This window comes from Flavobacterium gelidilacus DSM 15343, assembly GCF_000422685.1.
GTDB classification, from domain to species: Bacteria; Bacteroidota; Bacteroidia; order Flavobacteriales; family Flavobacteriaceae; genus Flavobacterium; species Flavobacterium gelidilacus.
In genome coordinates, this window is sequence record NZ_AUGN01000001.1 from 15,020 (window position 1) to 39,500 (window position 24,481).

Annotated in this window: 24 protein-coding genes and 1 other RNA gene; 12 read left to right on the top strand and 13 right to left on the bottom strand. The window is 29.2% G+C overall.

All coding sequences use genetic code 11. From position 1 onward, the window contains the following. Position 1: 1 nt before the first annotated feature. Positions 2 to 892, top strand: a complete 891-nt coding sequence (locus G507_RS0100025; RefSeq protein WP_026715549.1) for a Ppx/GppA phosphatase family protein — start codon at positions 2 to 4, stop codon at positions 890 to 892. Here G507_RS0100025 and G507_RS0100030 read toward each other — a convergent pair whose 3' ends face one another. After that, positions 893 to 2,689 (bottom strand): DNA polymerase III subunit gamma/tau, encoded by a 1,797-nt coding sequence (locus tag G507_RS0100030; RefSeq protein ID WP_026715550.1) that lies wholly within the window; start codon positions 2,687 to 2,689, stop codon positions 893 to 895. Between the two features lie 107 nt (positions 2,690 to 2,796). On the opposite strand from G507_RS0100030, the gene G507_RS0100035 reads away from it, so the two are divergent. After that, positions 2,797 to 3,564 (top strand): DUF3667 domain-containing protein, encoded by a 768-nt coding sequence (locus tag G507_RS0100035; RefSeq protein ID WP_026715551.1) that lies wholly within the window; start codon positions 2,797 to 2,799, stop codon positions 3,562 to 3,564. Here the strand turns inward: G507_RS0100035 and G507_RS0100040 are convergent. Beyond that, positions 3,541 to 3,837, bottom strand: coding sequence for a hypothetical protein (locus G507_RS0100040; RefSeq protein ID WP_026715552.1), 297 nt, complete (start codon positions 3,835 to 3,837; stop codon positions 3,541 to 3,543). The genes G507_RS0100035 and G507_RS0100040 overlap by 24 nt on opposite strands. A gap of 153 nt (positions 3,838 to 3,990) precedes the next feature. On the opposite strand from G507_RS0100040, the gene rnpB reads away from it, so the two are divergent. Both rnpB and G507_RS0100045 read left to right on the top strand, forming a co-directional pair. Continuing rightward, positions 3,991 to 4,352, top strand: an RNA gene (gene rnpB / locus G507_RS17215) — RNase P RNA component class A. 17 nt (positions 4,353 to 4,369) lie between these two features. Further along, the gene (locus tag G507_RS0100045; RefSeq protein ID WP_026715553.1) at positions 4,370 to 5,038 is read left to right on the top strand and encodes an FAD-binding oxidoreductase; all 669 of its coding nucleotides are present in this window, start codon (positions 4,370 to 4,372) and stop codon (positions 5,036 to 5,038) included. Positions 5,039 to 5,041: 3 nt separating this feature from the next. Here G507_RS0100045 and G507_RS0100050 read toward each other — a convergent pair whose 3' ends face one another. The 3 genes from G507_RS0100050 to G507_RS0100060 are packed head-to-tail and all read right to left on the bottom strand — an operon-like array spanning position 5,042 to position 7,177. Further along, a complete protein-coding gene (locus G507_RS0100050) occupies positions 5,042 to 5,623 on the bottom strand; it encodes an RsmD family RNA methyltransferase (protein ID WP_026715554.1) in 582 nt (193 codons plus the stop codon). Beyond that, a complete protein-coding gene (locus tag G507_RS0100055) occupies positions 5,620 to 6,432 on the bottom strand; it encodes a DUF3822 family protein (protein WP_026715555.1) in 813 nt (270 codons plus the stop codon). The genes G507_RS0100050 and G507_RS0100055 overlap by 4 nt, the downstream gene beginning before the upstream one ends. Continuing rightward, the gene (locus G507_RS0100060; RefSeq protein WP_026715556.1) at positions 6,416 to 7,177 is read right to left on the bottom strand and encodes a hypothetical protein; all 762 of its coding nucleotides are present in this window, start codon (positions 7,175 to 7,177) and stop codon (positions 6,416 to 6,418) included. The genes G507_RS0100055 and G507_RS0100060 overlap by 17 nt, the downstream gene beginning before the upstream one ends. Positions 7,178 to 7,300: 123 nt before the next feature. Here G507_RS0100060 and G507_RS0100065 point away from each other — a divergent pair, with 123 nt between their 5' ends. From G507_RS0100065 to kdsB, 3 genes are read left to right on the top strand one after another with little or no spacing between them, the layout of a single operon-like run. Next, complete coding sequence (locus G507_RS0100065) at positions 7,301 to 8,728, top strand: ATP-dependent DNA helicase (protein WP_026715557.1); 1,428 nt, start codon at positions 7,301 to 7,303, stop codon at positions 8,726 to 8,728. Between the two features lie 47 nt (positions 8,729 to 8,775). Then, the gene (locus G507_RS0100070) at positions 8,776 to 9,339 is read left to right on the top strand and encodes a DUF4126 domain-containing protein (protein WP_026715558.1); all 564 of its coding nucleotides are present in this window, start codon (positions 8,776 to 8,778) and stop codon (positions 9,337 to 9,339) included. Positions 9,340 to 9,397: 58 nt separating this feature from the next. Continuing rightward, positions 9,398 to 10,123, top strand: coding sequence for a 3-deoxy-manno-octulosonate cytidylyltransferase (gene kdsB, locus G507_RS0100075; protein WP_026715559.1), 726 nt, complete (start codon positions 9,398 to 9,400; stop codon positions 10,121 to 10,123). Between the two features lie 93 nt (positions 10,124 to 10,216). Here the strand turns inward: kdsB and G507_RS0100080 are convergent, their stop codons facing one another. Both G507_RS0100080 and G507_RS0100085 read right to left on the bottom strand, forming a co-directional pair. After that, positions 10,217 to 10,675, bottom strand: coding sequence for a hypothetical protein (locus G507_RS0100080; RefSeq protein ID WP_026715560.1), 459 nt, complete (start codon positions 10,673 to 10,675; stop codon positions 10,217 to 10,219). 72 nt (positions 10,676 to 10,747) lie between these two features. Beyond that, on the bottom strand, positions 10,748 to 11,410 hold the full coding sequence (locus tag G507_RS0100085; protein ID WP_026715561.1) for a spermidine synthase: 663 nt from the start codon (positions 11,408 to 11,410) through the stop codon (positions 10,748 to 10,750). A 54-nt stretch (positions 11,411 to 11,464) separates the two neighbouring features. On the opposite strand from G507_RS0100085, the gene G507_RS0100090 reads away from it, so the two are divergent. After that, positions 11,465 to 12,013, top strand: a complete 549-nt coding sequence (locus tag G507_RS0100090; RefSeq protein WP_026715562.1) for a 1-acyl-sn-glycerol-3-phosphate acyltransferase — start codon at positions 11,465 to 11,467, stop codon at positions 12,011 to 12,013. Between the two features lie 78 nt (positions 12,014 to 12,091). Here the strand turns inward: G507_RS0100090 and G507_RS0100095 are convergent, their stop codons facing one another. Then, a complete protein-coding gene (locus G507_RS0100095) occupies positions 12,092 to 12,559 on the bottom strand; it encodes a helix-turn-helix transcriptional regulator (RefSeq protein WP_026715563.1) in 468 nt (155 codons plus the stop codon). Positions 12,560 to 12,851: 292 nt separating this feature from the next. On the opposite strand from G507_RS0100095, the gene G507_RS0100100 reads away from it, so the two are divergent. From G507_RS0100100 to G507_RS0100110, 3 genes are read left to right on the top strand one after another with little or no spacing between them, the layout of a single operon-like run. Beyond that, on the top strand, positions 12,852 to 14,012 hold the full coding sequence (locus tag G507_RS0100100) for a M14 family zinc carboxypeptidase (RefSeq protein ID WP_026715564.1): 1,161 nt from the start codon (positions 12,852 to 12,854) through the stop codon (positions 14,010 to 14,012). 58 nt (positions 14,013 to 14,070) lie between these two features. Beyond that, complete coding sequence (locus G507_RS0100105; RefSeq protein ID WP_026715565.1) at positions 14,071 to 14,550, top strand: Lrp/AsnC family transcriptional regulator; 480 nt, start codon at positions 14,071 to 14,073, stop codon at positions 14,548 to 14,550. 46 nt (positions 14,551 to 14,596) lie between these two features. Continuing rightward, the gene (locus tag G507_RS0100110; protein WP_026715566.1) at positions 14,597 to 15,097 is read left to right on the top strand and encodes a DinB family protein; all 501 of its coding nucleotides are present in this window, start codon (positions 14,597 to 14,599) and stop codon (positions 15,095 to 15,097) included. A gap of 46 nt (positions 15,098 to 15,143) precedes the next feature. Here G507_RS0100110 and G507_RS0100115 read toward each other — a convergent pair whose 3' ends face one another. The 4 genes from G507_RS0100115 to aroB form a co-directional block, all read right to left on the bottom strand. After that, complete coding sequence (locus tag G507_RS0100115; protein WP_026715567.1) at positions 15,144 to 15,491, bottom strand: hypothetical protein; 348 nt, start codon at positions 15,489 to 15,491, stop codon at positions 15,144 to 15,146. 87 nt (positions 15,492 to 15,578) lie between these two features. Beyond that, the gene (locus G507_RS0100120) at positions 15,579 to 16,550 is read right to left on the bottom strand and encodes a deoxyhypusine synthase family protein (protein WP_026715568.1); all 972 of its coding nucleotides are present in this window, start codon (positions 16,548 to 16,550) and stop codon (positions 15,579 to 15,581) included. Between the two features lie 26 nt (positions 16,551 to 16,576). Next, a complete protein-coding gene (locus G507_RS0100125; RefSeq protein ID WP_026715569.1) occupies positions 16,577 to 17,980 on the bottom strand; it encodes an arginine decarboxylase in 1,404 nt (467 codons plus the stop codon). A gap of 284 nt (positions 17,981 to 18,264) precedes the next feature. Next, on the bottom strand, positions 18,265 to 19,335 hold the full coding sequence (aroB, locus tag G507_RS0100135; protein ID WP_026715570.1) for a 3-dehydroquinate synthase: 1,071 nt from the start codon (positions 19,333 to 19,335) through the stop codon (positions 18,265 to 18,267). A gap of 96 nt (positions 19,336 to 19,431) precedes the next feature. On the opposite strand from aroB, the gene G507_RS0100140 reads away from it, so the two are divergent. Then, on the top strand, positions 19,432 to 20,598 hold the full coding sequence (locus G507_RS0100140) for a proline dehydrogenase family protein (protein ID WP_026715571.1): 1,167 nt from the start codon (positions 19,432 to 19,434) through the stop codon (positions 20,596 to 20,598). Between the two features lie 58 nt (positions 20,599 to 20,656). Here the strand turns inward: G507_RS0100140 and G507_RS0100145 are convergent, their stop codons facing one another. Continuing rightward, positions 20,657 to 24,406, bottom strand: coding sequence for a T9SS type A sorting domain-containing protein (locus G507_RS0100145; protein WP_026715572.1), 3,750 nt, complete (start codon positions 24,404 to 24,406; stop codon positions 20,657 to 20,659). Positions 24,407 to 24,481: the final 75 nt, after the last annotated feature.

The following is a 24,481-nucleotide window of genomic DNA, read 5'->3' on the forward strand; positions in this document are numbered from 1 at the left end:
AATGATTACTATAAAAAAATATGCTGCAATAGATATTGGTTCCAATGCCATGCGCCTTTTGGTAATAAATATTGTTGAGCAAAAAGATAAACCTACACAATTTAATAAGAGTTCATTAGTTCGTGTACCAATTCGTTTGGGACAAGATGCTTTTACAGTTGGAGAAATTTCTCAAGAAAGCATAGACAGAATGATTGATGCTATGAAAGCGTTTAAATTATTAATGAAAGTCCATAAAGTTGAACGTTATAAAGCCTGTGCAACTTCAGCGATGCGAGAAGCTTATAATGGAAAAGATATTGTAGAGTTAATTAAGAAAAAAGCAGACGTAAAAATTGAAATTATTGATGGAAAAATGGAAGCAGCCATAATTGCTGCGTCTGATCTAAAGCAATTTATAAATTCTGATAAAACTTATTTATATGTTGATGTTGGTGGTGGAAGTACAGAATTTTCACTATTCAGTGAAGGTAAAATTATAGCTTCAAAATCATTTAAAAATGGAACTGTTCGTTTGATTAATAATATGGTGAATGATATTGTTTGGACAGAAATTGAAAAATGGATTAAAAATACTACAGCTGATTATGATAATATTACCTTAATTGGTTCTGGTGGAAACATCAATAAGCTATTCAAAATGTCTGAAAAACACCAAGATAGTCCTTTGTCTTATGTTTATTTAAATGCGCAATACCAAAAGCTTAATGCGATGACTTATGAACAAAGAATTTCCGAAATGGGATTAAACCCTGACAGAGCTGATGTAATTATTCCAGCAACAAGAATTTATTTAAATGCAATGAAATGGAGTGGTGCAAGACAAATATATGTACCAAAAATTGGACTTTCTGACGGAATAGTAAAGGCGATGTATTATGGTAGAATATAACTAAACATCTAAATCAAAAGTTTTTCTAAGAAGTTCAATAGCTGGATTAATTTCTTTCAATCGTTCGTATTTATCATCTGGTGTAAAAGCATATTTCTTTTCAACAGTTTCATTTATTTTAACATTAATGGCAATATCGTGATTGTGTAACTTTCCACGTAAATAACCAATTAATTCAACACAGCCAGATAAAAATTCTTCTTTAGTACTTTCGTTAGGAAGTTCTAAAGTTATTGTTGTTCCATCTAATATTGGTTCATTCATCAACATATAAGTCGATAATAACATTTTACCAGTATCTGACATTCTTTGAGCAAATTTATTCCATTGCAAAAGCATATCCGTTTCAGTAAACTTTTCAGAAGGTAATTCGCCTAAGTGTTTTAAATGTTGACTTTGTTTGGCTTCTAACTCTTTTTTAGCACGCAAACCGGCTAATGATAAAGCAGAAACTTTTGGTTGGGCTGTAGTTAGTGGTTTGCTTGTAGTTGCTAGAGTTTCTTTTGGTTCAGAAATTTCTTTTGTTTCAACAGCTTTAGGAGTTTCAATTGTTTTTTCAGCAATTTGTTCACTTTTAACCGATAACGGAATACTTTCTTCTCTTTTCTGCAAATTTTCATTTACAACTTTTTCACTGACTACTGAAGTCTGAACACTGCTAACTGTTTCTGTAATCGAATAAGAATTGTTTCTATAGTAAGTAGCTGGAATTATAAATGCGTTAGGCTTTTTTTTTTCTCCATCAAAAGTGATAGAGGCTAACTGCATCAAACATAATTCGACCAGTAATCGTTGATTTTGACTGATTTTGTAATTTAAATCAGCAGTATTGGCTAAATCAATTCCTTTTAGTAAAAAGTCTTGTGAAGCTTTTTGAGATTGTGCACTATACAAAGCTTTAGCTTGTTCTCCAGAATCTAACAAAGTCAGTGTAGAAGGAGTTTGGCAAACCAATAAATCTCTAAAATGTGAAGCTAATCCAGCTATAAAATGATGACCGTCAAAACCTTTGGCTAAAATATCATCAAAGGCTAAAAGTAATTCTGGAATTTTATTTTCTAGAATGAAATCAGTAACTCTAATGTAATATTCAAAATCAAGGACATTTAAATTTTCGTAAACGGCTTGTCTCGTTAAATTATTACCACAATAAGAAACAACTCTATCAAATATAGATAATGCATCACGCATAGCACCATCAGCTTTTTGAGCTATAATATGTAGAGCATCATCTTCAAAACTTACACCTTGTTCGGTGGCAATTTCTTTTAAATGTTCTTTAGCATCATTAATGGTAATTCTTTTGAAATCAAAAATCTGACAACGGGATAAAATTGTTGGTAGAATTTTATGCTTTTCTGTAGTAGCTAAAATAAAAATAGCATGTCTTGGTGGTTCTTCTAAAGTTTTCAAAAAGGCATTAAATGCAGCTGATGAAAGCATATGAACCTCGTCGACAATATATACTTTGTATTTTCCAGTTTGTGGTGGTATCCTAACTTGGTCTATAATATTTCTAATATCATCAACACTATTGTTAGAAGCAGCATCTAATTCAAAAACATTGAATGAAAAATCTTCATTAGGATCATCATAACCTTCTTGATTAATTTTTCGTGCTAAAATTCTTGCACAAGTCGTTTTTCCAACACCTCTTGGTCCAGTAAAAAGTAAGGCTTGAGCTAAATGATTATGTTCAATAGCATTAAGTAAAGTATTAGTAATAGCTTTTTGTCCTACAACATCTTTAAATGTTTGAGGACGATATTTTCTGGCTGATACTATAAATTGTTCCATACTTAAAATTGAAATACAAATATAGTTTTAAAATTGACAATTGACAAGTCAGAATATTTGAAAATAATATATTTTTTTTGTTTCTTTAACAAAAATAAATTGGGTGTATGAGCTGCAAAAATTGTCAATCAGTATTAGAAGAGAATTATGAATTTTGCTATGCTTGTGGTGGAAAAGTTGTTACAAAAAGAATTACAATTAAATCTCTTGTTGGAGAATTTATGGAACGTTATTTAAGTTATGACAATAAGTTTTTTAACACTTTTAAAACCCTATTTACTGCTCCAGAACAAGTGATTAATGGTTATATTGAAGGCATTAGAGGTAAATATGTAGATCCTTTTACGTATTTAATTATTGCTTTATCAATTTCAGGGTTTCAAATATATTTAATTAAGAAAGGTTTTCTCGGTTTTGATTTAGACAAAGTGTATGATGCTCAACCGAAAGAAAAAGCACCTTTTGATATGAATGTTTTTATGACTAATTTTTTAGATTATATTAATATCATTACTATTCTTTCAATTCCGTTATTGGCTTTTTTAGCAAAATTGACGATGTGGAAAAACAAAAAATTTAATTTTGCAGAACATAATGTAGTTTTAGCCTATTCCTATTCTCATTTTACAATTTTTGGAACAATTTTTACCTTATTTGGACTTATTTCTACAACTTTTTTTATAATAACTTCGTCAATATCATTCTTTATAATGCTTGCTTACATGATATATGTAGTACAACGAGTGTTTAATTTTAATGCAATAGAATTAATTAAAAAAGCATTCTTATATATTTTATTTTTAATACTTTTTTATATTGTCATAATAATCTTTGGTATAATTGTCGGTATGTTAATTAAAATCTCTTATAGCTAAGTCAATCAGAATTTTATCAGCACCATTAAACGAATTTGCTGCAAAACCAGCCACATATACTCCTTTTTGTCCTGATTTTGATTTTATTCCATAAACCGAAGACTCATCATCTGGATTTGAGTTTCCTTCATATCTATAAATATACTCAATTTTAAAATTGTCAGGATTATCTATGATTTCTTGTTTATTGATGTTAAAGTCGTAATCAAATCCTTTTTCTTTTAGTTGTTTTAAAGCTTCAGTCACTGTCGCATAATGATATTTATTTCCCATAAAAAACTATTTTAAATTAATAATAAATTCTAAAGATACTTAATTTTATAATTTAACGAGTAAATATAATTGTTAAAATAACAAATAAATAGTTCTATTAAAATCCTTACATTTGCATCGCAGACTGCTTTATCGTTTTATGCTGAACTCGTTTCAGCATCTTATGTTTTATTTAAATTCATGAGGTTCCGAATTAAGTTCGGAATAAAGAGGAAAGTCCGGACACCAAAGAGTAGCATAGCGGGTAACACCCGTCATTTCGATTTATCGAGAGAGGACAAGTGCAACAGAAAGTATGTACAGATAATGCTGTAGTGAAACCAGGTAAACTCTATGCGGTGAAATGTCAAGTATATCAGCAGTTTTGGTTCGCCAAATAAGAGCGACTCGTTCGATGTTGAAGGGTAGACAGCTTGAGTCATAAAGTAATTTATGATCTAGATAAATGATAAAGTATCTTTTTATTTTTCGAAATAAATTGAGAACAGAATCCGGCTTATAGGTCTGCTTTTTTTTAATTTTAATTTTGTTTATGAATAAAGTTGTTGTAAAAGTTTTAGAATCACAGTTTATCAATTATGATGTTAAACGATTTGTTGTTGAAAAACCAGAAGGATATGATTTTATTCCAGGTCAAGCTGTAAATATTTCGGTAAATGAACCTGAATGGAAAATGAAAGAAAGACCTTTTACTTTTACAAATCAAAAAGAAGCTAAAAATTTAGAATTCATAATTAAAATATATAACGATCACAATGGGGTAACTAATAGATTAGCTGGAATTAATGCAGGTGATGAATTAATATTACACGATATATTTGGAGCTATTCATTATGAAAAGCCTGGTGTTTTTATTGCTGCAGGAACTGGAATCACACCTTTTTTAGCTATTTTTAGAGACTTATACAAGAAAAACAAATTACGTGGTAATAAGTTAATTTTTGTCAATAAAACATCACTAGATGTAATTGCTGGACAAGAATTACAACGTATGTTTAAAGAAGATTTTCGTCCTGTTTTTACAAGAGAAGGCGTTGTTGGTTTTAGAGGAAAACGTATTGATAGAAACTTTTTAATTGAAAATATAGTCGATTTTAGCCAACATTTTTATGTATGTGGTCCATCTGAATTTGTAGAAAAAGTAGTAAAAAATTTAAAAGATTTAGGAGCTAAATCTGATAGCTTGATTTTTGAAGAATAACATTTAGCTATCATTTTCATCTTCTTCAGAAACTTCTTCATCTTTTGATTCAAATTCAAAGAAAGAAAAAACAGTTCCTCCGTATCTTTTAGCGAATGAAAAATGAATCATGTGTTCTAATGAGGTATCTTTAGAATGTTCAATAATAAACATGCCTTCTTCATCTAAAATTTCATTTTCAAAAATTAATGTAACAATTTTTTCAAAGTCAACTTGGGTTAAATGATAAGGTGGGTCAGCAAAAATAATGTCATAACTATTTTTACATCGTTCCAAATAAGCAAAAACATCAGATTTTATGGCTGTGATGTCAAAGTCAAATTCAGTTGTAGTTTTTTTTATGAAGGAAACACATCCAAAATCACCATCTACTGCAGTAATAGGATGACTTCCTCTTGAAGCGAATTCATAACTAATATTTCCTGTTCCTGCAAACAATTCTAAAACACGTAATCCTGAAAAATTAAAATTGTTGTTTAAAACATTAAATAAGGCTTCTTTTGCCATATCTGTTGTTGGTCGAACGGGCAACTTTTTTGGTGCTTGTATTCTTCTGCCTTTATGTTTTCCTGAAATGATTCTCACGAGTTAAATAGTATAAAATGATGTAGCATGTCTTCTTCAGTCACATCATGTGTTTTTGATTGATTTGAAACATCCAATACATTACAATTTCTAATAAATTTGTAAGCTATTTTATAAAATGAATCTTCTTTTGAAATGTTTCCGAATAATGAAATTCGAATTGTTTCTGGATTTAATTGCAATTGTTCAAATGTAAATAATATATAATATATAAAATCTTCGGGTGAATTATATTCAAAAGAGTTAAATAAAAGCAATTCTTGATTTCTGACAACTACAATCTCAAAATGGTTTTCTTGAAGATGAACAAAAACTTGTTTTTCATCTATATTTTTAGATTTGTCTAGTATTTTTTGAACTAATAAAGTATTTGTGTTCTTGTAGTCAAAACTTTCAAATTGATCTAATAAAAAATTATTAACATTCACAAAAGGAACATAAACATTATTGATTTCATAATTATTTAATTCATCAAAAGCAAAAAAATCAGTTTCAAAAACTTTGACATTATACTGAAGATAACTAGCTATATTGTTTATGTCAAATAAAGGTTTTGGAACAAAAGTATTAATGTTATTCTCATGAAGCACAATTATTTCATCATAGGCTTTAGTCAAAATTGAATTATCGATAAAAGCATTCCATAATTGTCCGTCAATGACTTCATTTTGCTTAAAGGAAACCGAATTATGAACTAATATTTTATTGGTAATTGTATCAAAGACACAAAAAGAAAGTCCACTCAAGGAAACCTGAATGGACAACTTTTTATAATTACGTTGAGTTATGTCGTTACTCGTTAATACCATATTTTTTTGGCCAATTTCCAGTTAAGGTAACATCTTCTAGCGAACCTAAAACTATTTTATCACCATTAATTTCGTCAATAGATTTCTTTTTCTTTTCTTGTTCTAATAAATCTTCATCCATTCCTTTTAAGACAGCATTTTTGTCGATTTCAACTAGTAAGGTTGGAAATGCTTTATCTTTAACAATGATTGAACTTGTTTTCATTGAAACTGGAACTTCAAAATCATTTACTTTAAGAACATTCATTCTTTTATATCTTTCAGACTCTTTAAATAATGAATCTTTTACAGATTTAAAACCTAATGATCTAGTTACAACTTCATCTTTAAAATAACCACCTTTACCTGATGCGTCTGTAGTAATTCTAAAAGCTGCATTTCTTGCAACGTCAGGAACAGATGTATCTTTTCTTGTTATAATTTCAAATTGTGCCGTTTCAATAAAATTAACTAATGAATCAAAAGTAGGAGCATAGTTTCCTTTAATTGATTTATAAGCCAATTGTGATTTTTTAATATCTTGCATTTTATTTACAGCAGATTCATATCTAACAGCTTTTTCTTCGTCAAAACGAATAGGAGCCATAACAGAACTGTAAATTAAATAGCCAAACACACCTGCAACAATCCATAATAATATAGAAAAGAATATTCTGTTTTTTGGAGTTGCAATTTTATCAAAAACCTTTACAAGTACAAAGATTATAACAATAAGTAATACAAAAAAGATAGCTAATTTTAACATTTGATTTCTTAATTTTTTAGTTTAATAGGTACGCAAATCTACAATTTTTTTTTATTCTCAAAAGAATTTCTTTAAAAAATCATCAGTATATTTGAAAAATATTAAAAGCCAATCCCAAAAATAATGACTTCAAACCTGTTTTACAAACTATTACGCGACAACTTTCCATTTGAACCAACGCTTAAACAGGATATTTTTTTTCAAAAAGTAGCTGATTTCGTTTTAAATTCTTCAAATAATGAACTTTTTGTTCTCAAAGGTTACGCAGGAACAGGAAAAACAACCGTAATTTCTACTATAGTTAACCAACTTAAGAACGTAAATCAAAAATATTTATTGTTAGCACCAACGGGTAGAGCAGCAAAAGTTATAAGTAATTATTCACAAAAGCCTGCTTTTACCATTCATAAGAAGATATATTTTCCAAAGAAATCGAGTGGAGGTGGAATCAGTTTTACCTTACAGCCAAATAAATTTACTAATACAGTTTTCATAATTGATGAGGCTTCAATGATTTCAGATACTAATCAAGAATCCAAATTATATGAAAATGGGTCGCTTCTAGATGATTTATTGTCTTTCGTTGATTCTGGAAAAAATTGTAAAATTATTTTTGTTGGTGATACAGCCCAATTACCACCGGTTCATTTAGATGTTAGTCCAGCTTTAAATATTGATTCACTTTCGCTTCATTATAACAAAAATGTGCATCATATAGAATTAGACGAAGTTATGCGTCAAGAAGAAGATTCGGGAATTTTATTTAATGCAACCGAATTACGTGAAATTTTAAAATCACATTTTATTGACACCTATAAATTTAATTTAAATGGTTTTAAAGATATAGTTCGTTTACAGGATGGTTATGATATACAAGATGCTATTCAAGATGCTTTTAGTAATTATGGTTTAGAAGAAACAGCCTTTATTGTTCGTTCTAACAAAAGAGCTAATCAATATAATGAGCAGATTAGAAGTAAAATTTTGGGAAAAGAAAACGAAATTTCTTCGGGTGATTACATGATGGTTGTAAAAAACAATTACTTTTGGTTAAAAGATTCAGATGAAGCTGGTTTTATTGCTAATGGAGATATTATTGAAGTTTTAGAAATCAGAAATATAAAAGAACTTTATGGTTTCAAATTTGCAACTGTAAAAATACGAATGGTCGATTATCCAAATCAAATTCCGTTTGATACTATTTTATTATTAGATACTATTAAAAGTGAATCACCATCTTTAACGTATGAAGAGTCAAACAAGTTATATCAAGAAGTAATGCTTGATTATGAAGACGAAACTACTAAATATAAAAAATTTCAAAAAGTAAAGAATAACGAATATTTTAATGCCTTACAAGTCAAGTTTTCTTATGCAATTACTTGTCATAAATCACAAGGTGGACAATGGAATACTGTTTTCATAGAACAACCTTATTTGCCTAACGGAATTGACAAAGATTACATAAGATGGCTTTATACAGCAATGACAAGAGCCAAAGAGAAATTATATTTAATAGGATTTAAAGATGAGAATTTTGTACAATTGTAGAGACTTAGCATTGCTACGACTTTACAATTGTATAACAAAAATAAAAAATGACCGAAACAATAATTAGCATACTATTAGGATTTGGATTAGCTGCTTCAGCAGGTTTTAGAGTTTTTGTACCTTTATTTGTATTGAGTTTAGCAACACATTACGGTTACGTTCCTGTTGGAGAATCATTTACATGGATTGGAGGTTTGCCAGCTATTATTTGCCTTGGAATTGCAACAGTTGTAGAAATTGGTGCTTATTATATTCCTTTTGTGGATAATTTATTGGACACAATTTCAATTCCGTTAGCGACAATTGCTGGTTCTGTAGTTATGGCTTCAACTTTAATGGATTTAGATCCAATGCTAACTTGGGGATTGGCCATAATTGCTGGTGGTGGAACGGCTGCTGCTATTACAACATCAACAGCTGCCGCTCGAGCCACATCAACTGCAACAACTGGTGGTTTGGGAAATAATATTATTTCTTCAACTGAAACCGCAACAGCTTCTTTTGTATCTATTTTAGCAATTTTTGCTCCAATTGTAGCATTTGTTTTAGTTCTTCTGATTATTTTTGTCGGAATTAAGATGTTTAAGAAGGTTTTTTCTTCAAGAAAATAGATTTTCGGATTTTGGATTTTCGGACAACAGACAACAGACAACATACAACAGAAAAAAAATGAAAATAATAGCCGTAATACCAGCAAGATATGCTTCTACAAGATTTCCAGCTAAATTGATGCAAGATTTAGGAGGAAAAACTGTAATACTTAGAACTTATGAAGCTGCAAAAAAAACCAATCTTTTTGACGATGTTTTTGTAGTAACGGATTCAGATTTAATCTTCAAAGAAATTATTTCTAATGGTGGAAAAGCCATTATGTCCATAAAAGAACACGAAAGCGGCAGCGATAGAATTGCAGAAGCGGTTCAAAATATGGATGTTGATGTTGTAATAAACGTACAAGGTGATGAGCCTTTTATTGACGAAAATCCGTTAAAAGCTTTGATTGAAGTTTTTAAAAACGATGCTGATAAAAAAGTAGATTTAGCTTCAGTAATGTGTCAGATTACTGATAAACAAGATATTAAAAACCCAAATAACGTAAAAGTAATTACAGATCAAAATGGTTTTGCCTTATATTTTTCACGTTCAGTAATTCCTTTTCCAAGAGAAGAGAATGTTGGTGTTCGTTATATGAAACACATCGGAATTTATGCTTTCAGAAAACAAGCTTTATTAGATTTTTACAGTTTGCCAATGCTTTCTTTAGAAGCTTCTGAAAAATTAGAGCAACTTCGTTATTTAGAATACGGAAAACGTATTAAAATGATTGAAACCAATCACATCGGAATTGGAATTGACACCAAAGAAGATTTGGAAAGAGCGAGGAAGATGATTTGAGATTTTAGATTAGCGATTTTTGATTTTTGAAGTCTGTAATTGTATTTCGTTTTTTAAAGTATATGTTGGAAATGAAAACTATTATTTAAGTAATTATTTTTTTATTTTACAGGCTGCTTCATATTCTTTATCAAAATTATCATAAAGTGATTCTAATAAAAGTGCATTATTTTTATAAACATCATAATGTGTTTTTTTGAGTAAGTTCATATACTTAAATAAAGTTTCTTTATCTCTTTCGAAAAAAGCTAAAGTACCACTATAATACCACCAAAATTGTTCGTCATCTTCTGGTTTTAAATCTTCAAATGATTTTTTCCAATAAAAAACAGCCTTATCATATTCATTTAAATAACCGTATGACCTTGCAATATGTAAATAATCAGCATGTTTATTTCGAGTTGAGTCAGATTGAACTTTATATAGTAAATAACTTGCAACTTCTAAATGTTTACCATTTCGTTGCATTTCCCACCATATTTTTTCATCTTCTGTTTGACAAAAAGAACTGATGGAAAATGTTAAAAATATAGTGTAAAGTAATGTTTTCATATTATTAAAAATGTATTAAATATTATATTCCTAAAATTCTGAAATCAAAAATCGTTAATCAACAATCTTCAATCAACTCAACTTCTTAATCGTAAACAACTCGTTATGTTCTTCAATTTTCGGATACATGCGCAAAGAATACTCTTCCTTAAATTTTGAACGGTACATTTTGTTTCTTTCTTTGTCTTTTTCTGTTAAAACCATCGTGTTGAATAAAATGAAGCCATTTACGTTCATTAATGTATTTACGTGATTGATAAAAAAGTCTTCAAATAAAAAATTGGGCATCACTGTGTCTTGAAAAACATCAATAATTATTAAATCATATTTTTCGGTTGTTTTTAGAACAAATTCAAAAGCATCATCATTTACCAATTCTAAATTTTCAATTTCATTTAATTTAAAATAATGATTAGCTAATTCAAGCACATTTTTATCTAACTCAACACCAGTAATTTTTCCTTTAAATTTTATTTCCTCGACTAGAGTTTTAATAACGCTTCCACCAGCAACACCAAGAACCAAAATATTTTCAAAATTTTTGATTCTTTCAAAACCAATAAAACGCAATCCTTTTTTTAAAGCTCTTTGTAAACTTCCATAAGAATAATTAGTGTTTTTAGAATCTAAAACTAATTTACCATTATTCCATGTAACTTCGAGAGTTTTATTGATATCTGAATTTTGTTTATGTATATTTATGGGAATTAAATAACTCAATAATTTTTGAAACATTATATTTGCAATTGGTTTTACCGTAAAGATAAAATTTATTTTAGAAATAAAAACATGAAGAAAACGATATATAAGTTTATTTTTTCTAACCTATTTGGTTGGAAGGTTGTTGGCGATATTGATGATAATTTAAAGAAATGTATAGTTATTGCTGTTCCACATACAAGTTGGTGGGATTTTTTCTTAGGAATTTTTTCAAGAGCAATTTTAGAGAAAGAAATTAATTATGTTGGAAAAAAAGAATTATTTGTTTTTCCGTTTGGCTATTTTTTTAAATGGACAGGAGGAACACCTTTAAATCGTCAAGCAAAAGAAAACAAAGTTGATACGATAGCCAGAATATTTGAAAGCAAAGAAGTTTTTAGATTAGCGATCGCTCCAGAAGGAACTAGAAAAAAAGTTTCAGAATGGAAAACAGGTTTTTATTATATCGCATTAAAAGCAAATGTACCAATTCTCCCAGTAGCTTTTGATTACGGAAAAAAAGAAGTGGTTTATCATAAGCCATTTTATCCAACAGGAAATATTGACGAGGATATGAAAATTCTTCATTCTTACTTTAAAGGAGTAAAAGGTAAAGTTGCCGAAAATAGTTTTGAATAATTATTTTAGTTATGTCTAAGAAAAAGAAAAAGCCTTCATTGCAAAATGAAGGCTTTTTCTTTTTCTATATTTTTGTTTTTAATGGATGTAATTTTTAAAAGTTCCATTTTTAAAAAAGACAACGATTCGTTCAATTTCACTTTCAGTCTGGATTGTATTTTGGTTTCGAATTTGATTTTCAGGAGTTGAAATTTGTGTTGCTTTATTTGCTTCAAGAAGATTATTTTTTTCTTCTAATTTGTTTGAAAACAAATCTTCTTTAGTAGGCTGTTCAATTTTTTTTTCGGGTTGAATAAATGTTGGAGCAGGAGTGAAATCATCTTTAGGAAAACTTCCTTTTCCATTTAAAATCCATTCTAAAGTTACTTCCGGAAATTCTTCTGCTAGCTTCATAATGAAATCTAAACTGGGTTTATTTCTTCCCGAAAGTAAGTGTGACATGCTTGAACGTTGCACACTAATTTTGTCTGCAAATGAAGAAGCTGTTAGGCTATAATATTCTAAAACCGTTTCTAATCTTTTGATGAAATCTTCGATGTTTACCATTGTAAATAGTGTAAATGAAATAACTTGTTACAAATGTAAATAAATAGTTTTTGAAACGCAAATTTACTTTTGTAAACACGATTATTATATTAAATTACAGTATTAAGTAATAGTGTTTATATAGCTGGTTATTAATAACTTGATTACATATTGTTGTTTTTTGTAATATTGTAAACATTAACATTCTTACTAAGCGATTTGTACGTTTACATAAGTAAATTATCTATGGATTTTGTTTGTTTACAAATGTAAATAATAAGTTGTTTACATTTGTAATTCATAAATGTAAACTATGTTATACGAAGAAATATTCTCTACTTACACTAATAAAAAGATTAAAGGTAGACACATTACAAACGAATCTATTGAACCAATTTTAGAACAATTAAACAGTAATTTTAAGGTTAAGATTGAAGGAAAGTCAGTCTTAGAAAAACCAATTTATTCTGTCCAATTTGGACAAGGAAAAACTAAAATTTATATGTGGTCTCAAATGCATGGTGACGAATCAACTTGTACAAAAGCCATTTTAGATTTGTTTGAAGTCTTATCTAAAGACAAAGATTATGCTACTTTTATTCAATCAACTTATACCTTATATATACTTCCATTAGTAAATCCAGATGGAGCAGAAGTTCATACAAGAGAGAACATAAATAAGGTTGATTTAAATAGAGATGTAAATGAATGTACACAACCAGAAAGTGAAATTTTAAAGCAAATATTTGAAGATTTTCAACCTGATTATTGCTTAAATATGCACGATCAAAGAACCATTTATGGAATTGGTGATACTAATAAATCAGCAATTATTTCATTTTTGGCTCCAGCTTTTAATCAAAATCGCGACATTAATCAACCTCGTTCAAAGGCAATGTACATCATTGGAAAGATGAATAATGTATTACAAAACCACATTCCTGGTCATATAGGAAGATATAATGATACTTATTGTGACAATTGCTTTGGAGATTATTTTGCTTCTAAAAATGCTATTACAATCTTATTTGAAGCTGGTCATTATCCAAACGATTATGCTAGAGATATAACCCGTAAGTATATTTTTATAGGACTTTTAGTAGCTTTTGATATAATTCACGAAAACGATATAGTTGATGATAATAATTCAGATTATTTCATTATTCCTGATAATAAAGTTAGTTTTTTTGATATTCTTTATAAAAATGTCAAAATAATTGAAAATGGTAAGGAAAAAATAATTAATTTTGCATCTCAATATAAAGAAGTAGTTAAAGACGGAATTATTGTTTTTGAACCTTTTATGGTAATGATTGAAAATGACACTCATAATTACTTTGGACATATTGAATATGATTTAGAAGGAGAACTGTTTTATTCTAATTATTGTTCTATTCCTGAAAACGATGTTAAATCTGATTTTTTTATCGGAAAAAACAATGAATTCATCGATGGGATACTAAAAACACAATAAATACGTTCTTTTAATGAAATTTTTTTAATTTTTTTGCATAAAATTTATAAATAATAATATGAGTAAGTATAGATTAGACGAGGTAGATCACCAAATTTTGGATATGTTGATCGACAATACTAGAGTTCCTTTTACAGATATAGCTAAAAAATTGCTAATTTCTGCTGGAACAGTACATGTAAGAGTTAAAAAGATGGAAGAAGCTGGTATTATTCAAGGCTCATCATTAACATTGGATTATGAAAAATTAGGCTATTCATTCATAGCTTATGTTGGTGTTTTTCTTCATAATACATCTCAAACTAAATTTGTTTTAGAACGTATTAGCGAAATTCCTTTTGTCACTGTTGCTCATATTACAACTGGTAAATTTAATATTTTCTGCAAAATTAGAGCAAAAGACACGAAACATGCCAAAGAAGTTATCTTTATGATAGATGACATTGAAGGTGTTTACAGAACAGAAACAATGATTTCACTTGAAGAAAGTATCAATGACAAAAAACGATTGATGCATACAATATTTAAAGAAATGTAAAATTATATAAGCCTCTTAATCGAGGCTTTTTTTATAACTATATGGTATGAATAAAAACGAATATGCTCCTTATTTTGAGACTTACATTAGTTTGTCTAATCAATTAGCTATGCCAAATGATTTTTTAACTAATATGGAAAGTTGTGTTGCTTTTTTTGAAACTGTACCAACTGATAAGTTAGATTATCGTTACCAACCAGAAAAATGGTCTATAAAAGATATTTTATTACATCTAATTGACTGCGAAAGAATATTTCAATACAGAGCTTTGCGAATTTCGAGAAACGATAAAACAGCTTTGCCCGGCTTCGAAGAAAATGATTATGCAATTGAAGGGAATGCTACAAATCGTTCTTTAGATAGCTTATTAGACGAATATAAATCGGTTAGAAATGCAACGGTAACATTATTTAATTCCTTTGTTAGTGATGAATTAAATAGAGTAGCAATTGCTTCTGGAAAAAATATTTCGGTTAGAGCTATTGGTTATATAATTCTTGGACATGAATTACATCATATAAATATTATTAAGGAAAGATATTTGTAAATTTATTAAATAAAAAAAAGCACTCTAATTAGAGTGCTTTTATGTTTTATTCTTCTTCTTCCTCTTCGTCGGAAGGTTTATCTGAAATGTTTTCGTCTTCATCATCTTCATCATCAATTTCTAATTCTAAAGCATCTGTTGGTGTTTCAACGTCTAAATCATCATCTACTTCATCTTCATCATCAAAATTTTCAATTCTGTCAGCTAGTTTGGTACTTACTTTTACTAAAAAAATAGTATCTTCTGTTCGTACTTCAACAGCTTCAATAGCTTCATTTTTGGCGTTCTTAAATCTAATGATATCAGAATCATCATATCCATCTGGAAATCTATCCACTAGTAGTGTAAGGATTTCATTTGTTAATTTAGCGTAATCAACAATTACTCGTTTCATTGTGTAGGTTTTAATCTTAATATATTTTTCAAAAGTAACAACCAATTTTATATTATCAAAGATTTATTTTCAAAAAAATAAAAATAATTAATTTCCTAATATATATGCAAAAATAAGCGGTGCCACTATGGTTGCATCAGATTCTATTATGAATTTTGGTGTATCAATATCTAATTTACCCCAAGTAATTTTTTCATTAGGAACTGCTCCAGAATATGAACCATAACTTGTAGTTGAGTCAGAAATCTGACAAAAATAGCTCCAAAACGGAATTTCAGTCATTTCCATATCTTGATAAAGCATTGGAACTACACAAATTGGAAAATCACCTGCAATTCCACCACCAATTTGGAAGAAACCTAAACCTTTTCCACCAGAGTTTTTAGGATACCAATCGGCTAACCACATCATATATTCAATTCCACTTTTAGTAGTAGAGACTTTTAATTCTCCTTTAATACAATATGAGGCAAAAATGTTTCCCATTGTACTGTCTTCCCAACCTGGAACAACAATAGGTAGGTTTTTTTCTGCTGCTGCAACCATCCAAGAATCTTTAGGGTCAATTTCGTAATATTGCTCTAGAACTCCCGAATTAATCATTTGGTACATGAATTCATGTGGAAAAAAACGTTCTCCAGATTTATCTGCTTTGTTCCAGATATCAAATAAATGAGATTGTAATCTTCTAAATGCTTCTTCTTCTGGAATACAAGTATCTGTAACACGATTAAAGTGATTGTCTAACAAATCTCTTTCTTCTTGTGGTGTTAAATCTCTGTAATTTGGAATTCTTTTGTATGAATTATGAGCTACAAGATTCATAATATCTTCTTCTAAGTTTGCACCTGTACAAGAAATAATATGTATTTTATCTTGACGAATCATTTCGGCTAATGATTTTCCCATTTCAGCTGTACTCATTGCACCAGCTAAAGTTACCATCATTTTTCCGTTATCTAATAAATGTTCTTCGTATCCTTTTGCGGCATCAACTAAAGCTGCTGCATTAAAGTGTAAAAAATTATTTTCTATAAATTGACTAATTGGTCCTTTCATCTTCTTATTTTTATTGAGTATTTTCTTTATTCTTTTTTCTCGTAACCTAAAATCTTCATAATATCTTCAGCTTTTTGTTGTTCTGAAAATACTTCTGTTGCTATGATTCCGTTTTCGTCTCTATCAATTAAGATATGTTTTGGTTGCGGAATTAAACAATGGTGCAAGCCTCCAAAACCTCCAATAGTTTCTTGGTAAGCACCAGTATTAAAAAATCCAATGTACAAAGGCTTTTCTTTGTTGTATTTTGGTAAGTAAACAGCATTCATGTTTTGTTCCGAGTTGTAATAATCATCACTATCACAAGTCAAACCACCTAATAAAACTCTTTCGTAAGTATCATTCCAGCGATTGATTGCTAACATTACAAAACGTTTGTTAATTGCCCAAGTATCTGGTAAAGTTGTGATAAATGAACTATCAATCATATTCCATTTTTCTCTATCATTTTGTTGTTTTTGGTATAAAACCTGATAGATTGCACCACCACTTTCACCAACTGTAAATGAACCAAATTCTGTAAAGATATTCGGAACATCAACTTCGGCATCATCACAAGCAATTTTGATTTGATTGATAATTTCGTCAATCATATATTGATAATCATATTCAAAAGCTAATGAGTTTTTGATAGGAAAACCACCACCAATATTTAAACTATCTAAAGTTGGACATTCTTTTTTAAGAGCAATGTAAACTTTTAAACATTTAAGTAATTCATTCCAATAGTATGCAGTGTCACGAATTCCGGTGTTAATAAAAAAGTGAAGCATTTTTAATTCCACTTGCTTATTTTCCTGAATTTGCTTTCTGTAAAAAGGAACAATATTTCTATAACCGATACCTAATCTTGAAGTATAGAACTCGAACTTTGGTTCTTCTTCAGCAGCAATTCTAATTCCAATTTTGAATTTTCCATCAATTTGTTCTTGTAAAAGGTCTAATTCTTCATAATTATCAATTACTGGAATTGTATTTTTTTGTCCGTTATTAATCAAACGAGCAATATTATCTACATAAGCATCCCGTTTGAAACCGTTACAAATTACATAAGTTTTCTTAGTAATTTTTCCCTCAGCTAAAAGGTTTTCAACGATGTTGATGTCAATTGCTGATGAAGTTTCAATATGAATGTTGTTTTTAAAAGCTTCATTCATAATAAACTGAAAATGAGAGCTTTTTGTGCAATAACAATATTGATAATTACCTTCATATTTATGTTTTTCCATTGCTTTTCTAAACCAACCTTTTGCTTTGTTGATGTTATTAGAAATTTGAGGTAAATATGTAAATTTTAAAGGTGTACCATATTGCTCGACCAAATGCATTAAATCAATATTATGGAACTCAAGATTATCTTTGTTTAATTTGAATTCTTCTTGAGGAAAATAAAAAGTTTGATTTATTAAGTCGTAATATTTAGTATTCATTAGGTTTTATTCTATTTGTTGATATTTAAAAATTTGAAAATCAGTATTTTAGATTGTTCAAACCCTTATATTAGCAAATATAACAACTAATTTTTCCCTAAAAGTTTTTGAGAGTAAAAATAATTCAACGTTTAATTCATAAAACAAGGAAGTATTCAATTTTAGTTCAATTGATTTTTTGTCTTTTTTCTCAGAAGAGCTAGTATTAAAAGTGTACGCGTTATCTTTCATTGCCACAAAGGTAAAAATTAATTTACTTTTTTGTAAGGTATTGTATTATTTTTTTATGAAGCTTTGTAATCTTCAAAAGCCTTGTAAATCAATTGATTATCTGCTTCTTCGTTGATTTTTGACTTTCCAATACCATTTAACAAGGCAAATTGGATTTTTCCGAATTCATTTTTCTTGTCATAAATCAACAATTCTATTATTTTTTCAATGTCATTTTTATCAAAAAATATAGTATCAAAAATGTCTCTAATTAGATCTTTAATTTCTCGATATTCTTCATTTGAAAGTAAATTCTTTTCCAATGAGATATGACTTTCTAAAATCATTCCAACGGCAACAGCTTCACCGTGAAGCAATTTAGTTTTAGATTCATTCTCTAAAAAATAACTTTCTATTGCGTGACCTAATGTATGTCCAAAATTTAAAGCTTTTCGAATTCCATTTTCAGTTAAATCTTCAGAAACTATTTTATTTTTTATTTCAATGGATTGATGAATTAAACTTTCTAAATCTTCTGAATTTAAGGCTGATAAATCTTTGAATTTATTCCAATAATTAATATCATAAATTAAACCATGTTTTAGCATTTCAGCTAAACCAGAACGCATTTCTAATTGGGGTAAAGTATCTAAAAAAGACGAAATAACTACAACAGCTTTAGGTTCACGAATAATTCCAATTTGATTTTTTAATTGACCTAAATCAACACCGTTTTTTCCACCAACAGAAGCGTCAACCATTGATAGTAGAGTTGTAGGAACATTTATAAAATCAATTCCTCTTTTAAAAGTACAAGCTACAAAACCACCTAAATCAGTAACAACGCCACCACCAAGATTAATTATAATACTTTTTCTATCGCCACCTGATTCAGTTAATGAATGCCACAATTGCAAACAAGTTTCTATGTTTTTATGTTCTTCACCATTTTCAATTTCAATGATTTCAATTTCAACTTCAGTAGCTAAATTGGCTAAAAAAGTTGGCAAACAATATTCACTCGTGTTTTCATCTACTAAAACAAAAATCTTAGAATAAGAAGTTGGTTTTAGTATTGAAGATAGATAAGAATAACCTTCTTCATTAAAATAAATAGAATATGTATTGGCTTTTATGGTTTGCATTTTTATAATGATTCAATTTAGTGCAAAATAAGGTAATTTTTATTTAAAAATAAATAACACTACCGTATATTTGCATAGATTTTTGAAAAAACCATAATGGAAAAGATATTTACAAATACGCAAACTGCTTTTGCACTTAAAAGTGACTCTGAATTAGAAAGAGCTTACTTTTTATTTAAAATGATTGAAAATCAACCACTTGTTCGAATCGGAACAGCAGTTACAAATTTTGCTTTAAAAGCACATTTACCTGTAGAAGGATTAATTCGTTCAACAGTTTTTGACCATTTTTGTGGTGGCGTTAACGAGAATGATTGTTTAAATGTTGTGGATAGAATGTATACTAAAGGAGTTTCGTCTGTTTTAGATTATTCTGTCGAAGGAAAAGAAGCAGAAGATCAGTTTGAAGCTGCTTTTACAATGGTTATGAAAACTATTGAATTTGCTAAAGAACGTGATGCTATTCCGTTTGCAGTTTTTAAACCAACAGGTTTAGGTAGAATTTCGTTGTATCAAAAAGTAGGAGAGAAGGCAACTTTGACTTCTGCAGAACAAGAAGAATGGAACAGAATTATAGAACGATTAGATAAGCTTTGTAAAGCAGCTTATGATAAAGATGTAGCGGTTTTAATTGATGCTGAAGAAAGTTGGATGCAAGATGCAGCTGATGACTTAGTAGCTCAAATGATGAAAAAATACAACAAAGAAAAAGCTATTGTTTTCAATACCTTACAAATGTATCGTTGGGATAGATTAGATTACTTGAAAAAATTGCATGAAGAAGCCAAAAAAGAACATTTTATTATAGGTATGAAATTAGTTCGTGGAGCTTATTTAGAAAAAGAAAATTCCAGAGCTGAAGAAAAAGGCTATAAATCGCCAATTTGTATTTCCAAGCAAGCAACAGATGATAATTATGATGCAGCTGTAGATTATATGTTAGATCATCTTGATAAAATGGCCATTTTTGCTGGAACTCATAATGAAGAGAGTTCCTATAAGTTAATGCAACAAATGAAAGAACGCAATATTGAACCAAAAGATTCTAGAATTTGGTTTGGCCAATTATACGGAATGAGTGATAATATCAGTTATAATTTAGCGGCTCACGGATATAATGTTGCTAAATATTTACCTTTTGGACCTGTCAGAGATGTGATGCCTTATTTAATTAGAAGAGCAGAAGAAAACACTTCCGTTGCTGGGCAAACAAGTAGAGAATTGGATTTGATTAAAGCAGAGAAGAAGAGAAGGAAGTTATAGAAATAAAAAAATCCCGATTTTAATTAAATCGGTATTTTTTTTTGAAGTTTATTTTGGTCTAATTCTTAATTAATTTCTTAGTAATTTTATCGTTGCTATCCGTTAAAACACTTATTAAGTAAATACCACTATTTAAGTTTGACAAATCAATTCGTTCTACTTTGGCATTGTTTTGATAAACCACTTTTCCTAGTAAATCATGAATTTCAATTGATTTGATATCAATAGTTGAAGTTCCATAATTAATATTTAATATTTGATTTGTTGGATTTGGATAAATTGAAATCTCACTTAATAAGAAACTTTCATTTGACAATGGATTAACGAAAGTTGTTTGGAATGTATTTGTAATTATTGCTGGGTTAAAATCAAAGTAAATTTCAGCAGTATTTGGAATCATATCATTAACTGCAAAACTTGGATTTGGCTTAATTTTGAAAGATATAGATCCTTGACTTAACGTTTCATTCTGAGACATAGCTGGTAAATTAATTCCAGGAAAATTAAATGATAAATTGTTTCCATTTCTAACAACTTGATAATAATGTGTTGAACTAATTATTCTAATTGTTTCTGGATTTAATTGTGCATTTAAAACATCATCAATTCTTACATTTAATGCTTCTGCTGTACCTGTATTTTGAAAACGAACAGTATAGAACAGGTAGTCATCATTTGTAAATGTATTTATTGGAATTTGTGCTCCATGACTTTCTAATTTATCATTTGGATCATAGGAGTTTACAATTGGCTGACTAAGGGTATCATCATTGTCATCATTGTTAAAATCTGTAATTGATGAAGTTATGTTGACAGAAGCTGTTACTATTTGACCTAGTCCAACTATTGGAATATTTGGCAGTGACATTGTTACATAAACAGTTCTAGTTTCTTGAGGTTGTAAATTGGTGTAATCTAAAGTGAATCCACTATTATTTATCACAGCGGAAGTATTGTCTGTACTTACTATTAAGGCTTGCGTTGGTTTTAAAAAGGTAAGCGTTCCATTTGCTACAACTACTCCGTTATTTTTGTAAACAACTTTATTTTTATATGTTAAATTTGGTCTTGGAGAAGTTAATGGAAGTATATTAACTCTTATATCTGTAAAGGGTTGAACTACACTTATTGGGAAATTAAAAACATTTGTAGTCGTTAATGTTGCAATACTTAAATCATTAAATGTAACTGCCGAGCTTAAGTATCCATTATATTCTGAATTCACTAAAAAACTAGCATCAATTAAATCAGTAGGTAATGTAGGATAAATTTTATATTTACCTGTAGAAGAAATATAACTTGTTGAAGTACCAGAATTATTAGTATCTACAACAAATTCTCCATTATTAAAATAAGTTTCATTGTTTTCTTTTAAACCATTATTATTTAAATCTAAAAAGGCTCTTAAATCTATATTGTTATTAGCAGCTCCGTTTAATTCAATATTTACAACTCCTACTTGGTTGCTAAAATTTGTTACTAAAATTATGTAATATTGACCTGCAATCGCATTTGGAATACTAATTTGTTCAATAGAAGCAGCTGAATAACTACAGCCTATTAAATTATTTGGAATGTTGGTGTTTCCATCAGGGAAATCATATAAATTACTACAACCTGAAGCTAGTTCTTGTGTGGTGAAAGGTCCCCATAAAGAGTAATCTACATCAATCCCATTTCCACTATTTGTTATTTGTGTAATTACACCAGATAGATTTCCAGTTTCATTTACTTGAAAATAGAACCAATTTGGATTCGGTGTTGTGAATAAACAATTTACACTACCATAACTAGGAAAACCAACTATGTTTTGATATTGAACGCCAAGACCTGTTATTTCATTTGAGTTTTCACAATCTAATGTTCTAATACAGAGATCAAAATCAGTAAACATATTTAAAGATGTAGAATTTGCAAATACTCTAATTTTATATTCTTGTCCAATTACTAAATTTGTAACAATTCCGTTTAGAGAACTATTGCATAATAATTCTGTTGGGTTTAAGCAATCATTTGTATAAACAGTAAAAGATATATTCGTGTTAGTACCAGTAATATTGTTTAATGAAATACTATGTGATGTATTTAAGGCAGTAAAATGAAACCAAACATCGTTGGAAGTTGCTATTCCGCAAGTGTAAGTTGCAGAAGAAGGAGTTGCACTAGTTAAAGTACCAGCTGTAGTTGTTTGACAATCAATTGAATTATTAACGGCAACATTGATTGAGTTTTGACAAAAATCATTTGAAGGAGCCGGTGGAAGAGTAGAAACGCAAACATCAAAAGTTGTTGTTTGTAAGGGTATTGAACCCGATGAATACACTCTAATATAATAAATTTCTCCTATTACTAAACTATTTGAAATACTTAGATTAGGATTACTACAAAGAATTTGAGTTAAATTATCGCAAGGGTTTGTTGCATTCGTTGAAGTATATAATGCATGATTTAAATCTAAAGTACTACCAGAAATATTTTGAATACTTACAAGGAGTTGTGTATGTGTAGCAGTAAACGAAAACCAAACATCATCATTAGTAGTTCCTACACATGTGTTTGCTTGTGAAGAACTTGTGGCTCCAAAAATAGTACTCGAAGCTACATTTGTACATGTTCCGTCTGTATTAACAGTTAACGGTGTTGCGGTATTGCAATTGTCATTTGTAGGAACAGGAGGAGCTGCAATACAAGTTGTATTTAAAGTAAAAGTTCCTTGAGAACTTCCTAATCCATAAACATATATATAATATAGAGTATTAGATGTTGTTGCTATTTGTACTTGAGATTGTAATCCACAAGAATCATTATTTCCAGTTACACAAGTAAATGCTCCACAACTACCTGTAAATAATTGAATTTTTGTGTCAAAACTAGAGCCACATAATGAAAATGTAACAATATCACCAGTACCCAGATAAGAATACCAAACACCACCAGAACCAGAAGTCGTTCCACATGTAGTAGTTGAAGCTCCTGTGGTTGTAGCACCAACCGTTGTTTCTGTGATTGTGCTTCCACACGTGATAGGAATTGCTGCTGAGCATAAATCATTTACTGCGGGACAAAATAATTGTGTTAAGGATGAACTATTTTTAAAACAATTAGCATCTTGTTGATTTTGTAAATTTACTGAAACATTAGTCCCATTTGCAAAAGGGCCAAATTGAATTTGACCTATACTTGTTATTATTTGTGATGTTGAAACTGGAATTGTTGTTCCAGCGATTGAGCTTGCAGAACCCATATTCGTAACATTTGCTGTTACAAAAAAAGTATCTGTTCCACTTGTACAGTTAGACAAAACAGCAAAACTAGCTGCCATATTTGTACAAGTATTTTCTGTTATTGTTAAATTATAAGAAATTGTTTGAGGTGCAGCCCAAGAAGAAATAACTACGTAATAAGATTGTCCAATAGTTGGAGTAAATGTGACTGAATCCGGAAGAGTAGTTCCATTTCCAGAAGTGGTTCCAGTAACACAACTAACACCAATATTTGCACAAGAATTGTATACAAATAATCCAGACCAAGTTGAATTTGTTTGCGCCGAAATTGTTATAGGATTTGCATTTGTTGGAGTGATTTTATAAAAGACATCATTTCCGTTTAAATAAGTTCCAGTAGTTCCACATCCAGAAGAACCAGGAGCTCCATCAATTAAATCTAAATAATTAGTTGTGTCATCTTGCGTACTATAGGGAATACTAGTTACAAGAATTGGATCTGTACATGTTGTTCCGATTTGGGCATATATTTGATTGACAAATAATGTTACTATCAGGAATAGTGTAAGGGTAGTTTTGTTCATATTTTGTGGTTTTTTGGCTAGTTGATTGATTATCAAATATAAACAAAATATTTACTTAAAACTTAATTTGTAAAA

What these genes read in the sequence shown, in the direction of transcription:
- G507_RS0100025 (WP_026715549.1), top strand. Translation starts at nt 2, where the DNA reads ATGATTACTATAAAAAAATATGCTGCAATAGATATTGGTTCCAATGCC.
- G507_RS0100030 (WP_026715550.1), bottom strand. Translation starts at nt 2,689, where the DNA reads ATGGAACAATTTATAGTATCAGCCAGAAAATATCGTCCTCAAACATTT.
- G507_RS0100035 (WP_026715551.1), top strand. Translation starts at nt 2,797, where the DNA reads ATGAGCTGCAAAAATTGTCAATCAGTATTAGAAGAGAATTATGAATTT.
- G507_RS0100040 (WP_026715552.1), bottom strand. Translation starts at nt 3,837, where the DNA reads ATGGGAAATAAATATCATTATGCGACAGTGACTGAAGCTTTAAAACAA.
- G507_RS0100045 (WP_026715553.1), top strand. Translation starts at nt 4,370, where the DNA reads ATGAATAAAGTTGTTGTAAAAGTTTTAGAATCACAGTTTATCAATTAT.
- G507_RS0100055 (WP_026715555.1), bottom strand. Translation starts at nt 6,432, where the DNA reads ATGGTATTAACGAGTAACGACATAACTCAACGTAATTATAAAAAGTTG.
- G507_RS0100060 (WP_026715556.1), bottom strand. Translation starts at nt 7,177, where the DNA reads ATGTTAAAATTAGCTATCTTTTTTGTATTACTTATTGTTATAATCTTT.
- G507_RS0100065 (WP_026715557.1), top strand. Translation starts at nt 7,301, where the DNA reads ATGACTTCAAACCTGTTTTACAAACTATTACGCGACAACTTTCCATTT.
- G507_RS0100070 (WP_026715558.1), top strand. Translation starts at nt 8,776, where the DNA reads ATGACCGAAACAATAATTAGCATACTATTAGGATTTGGATTAGCTGCT.
- kdsB (WP_026715559.1), top strand. Translation starts at nt 9,398, where the DNA reads ATGAAAATAATAGCCGTAATACCAGCAAGATATGCTTCTACAAGATTT.
- G507_RS0100080 (WP_026715560.1), bottom strand. Translation starts at nt 10,675, where the DNA reads ATGAAAACATTACTTTACACTATATTTTTAACATTTTCCATCAGTTCT.
- G507_RS0100085 (WP_026715561.1), bottom strand. Translation starts at nt 11,410, where the DNA reads ATGTTTCAAAAATTATTGAGTTATTTAATTCCCATAAATATACATAAA.
- G507_RS0100090 (WP_026715562.1), top strand. Translation starts at nt 11,465, where the DNA reads ATGAAGAAAACGATATATAAGTTTATTTTTTCTAACCTATTTGGTTGG.
- G507_RS0100095 (WP_026715563.1), bottom strand. Translation starts at nt 12,559, where the DNA reads ATGGTAAACATCGAAGATTTCATCAAAAGATTAGAAACGGTTTTAGAA.
- G507_RS0100100 (WP_026715564.1), top strand. Translation starts at nt 12,852, where the DNA reads ATGTTATACGAAGAAATATTCTCTACTTACACTAATAAAAAGATTAAA.
- G507_RS0100105 (WP_026715565.1), top strand. Translation starts at nt 14,071, where the DNA reads ATGAGTAAGTATAGATTAGACGAGGTAGATCACCAAATTTTGGATATG.
- G507_RS0100110 (WP_026715566.1), top strand. Translation starts at nt 14,597, where the DNA reads ATGAATAAAAACGAATATGCTCCTTATTTTGAGACTTACATTAGTTTG.
- G507_RS0100115 (WP_026715567.1), bottom strand. Translation starts at nt 15,491, where the DNA reads ATGAAACGAGTAATTGTTGATTACGCTAAATTAACAAATGAAATCCTT.
- G507_RS0100120 (WP_026715568.1), bottom strand. Translation starts at nt 16,550, where the DNA reads ATGAAAGGACCAATTAGTCAATTTATAGAAAATAATTTTTTACACTTT.
- G507_RS0100125 (WP_026715569.1), bottom strand. Translation starts at nt 17,980, where the DNA reads ATGAATACTAAATATTACGACTTAATAAATCAAACTTTTTATTTTCCT.
- aroB (WP_026715570.1), bottom strand. Translation starts at nt 19,335, where the DNA reads ATGCAAACCATAAAAGCCAATACATATTCTATTTATTTTAATGAAGAA.
- G507_RS0100140 (WP_026715571.1), top strand. Translation starts at nt 19,432, where the DNA reads ATGGAAAAGATATTTACAAATACGCAAACTGCTTTTGCACTTAAAAGT.
- G507_RS0100145 (WP_026715572.1), bottom strand. Translation starts at nt 24,406, where the DNA reads ATGAACAAAACTACCCTTACACTATTCCTGATAGTAACATTATTTGTC.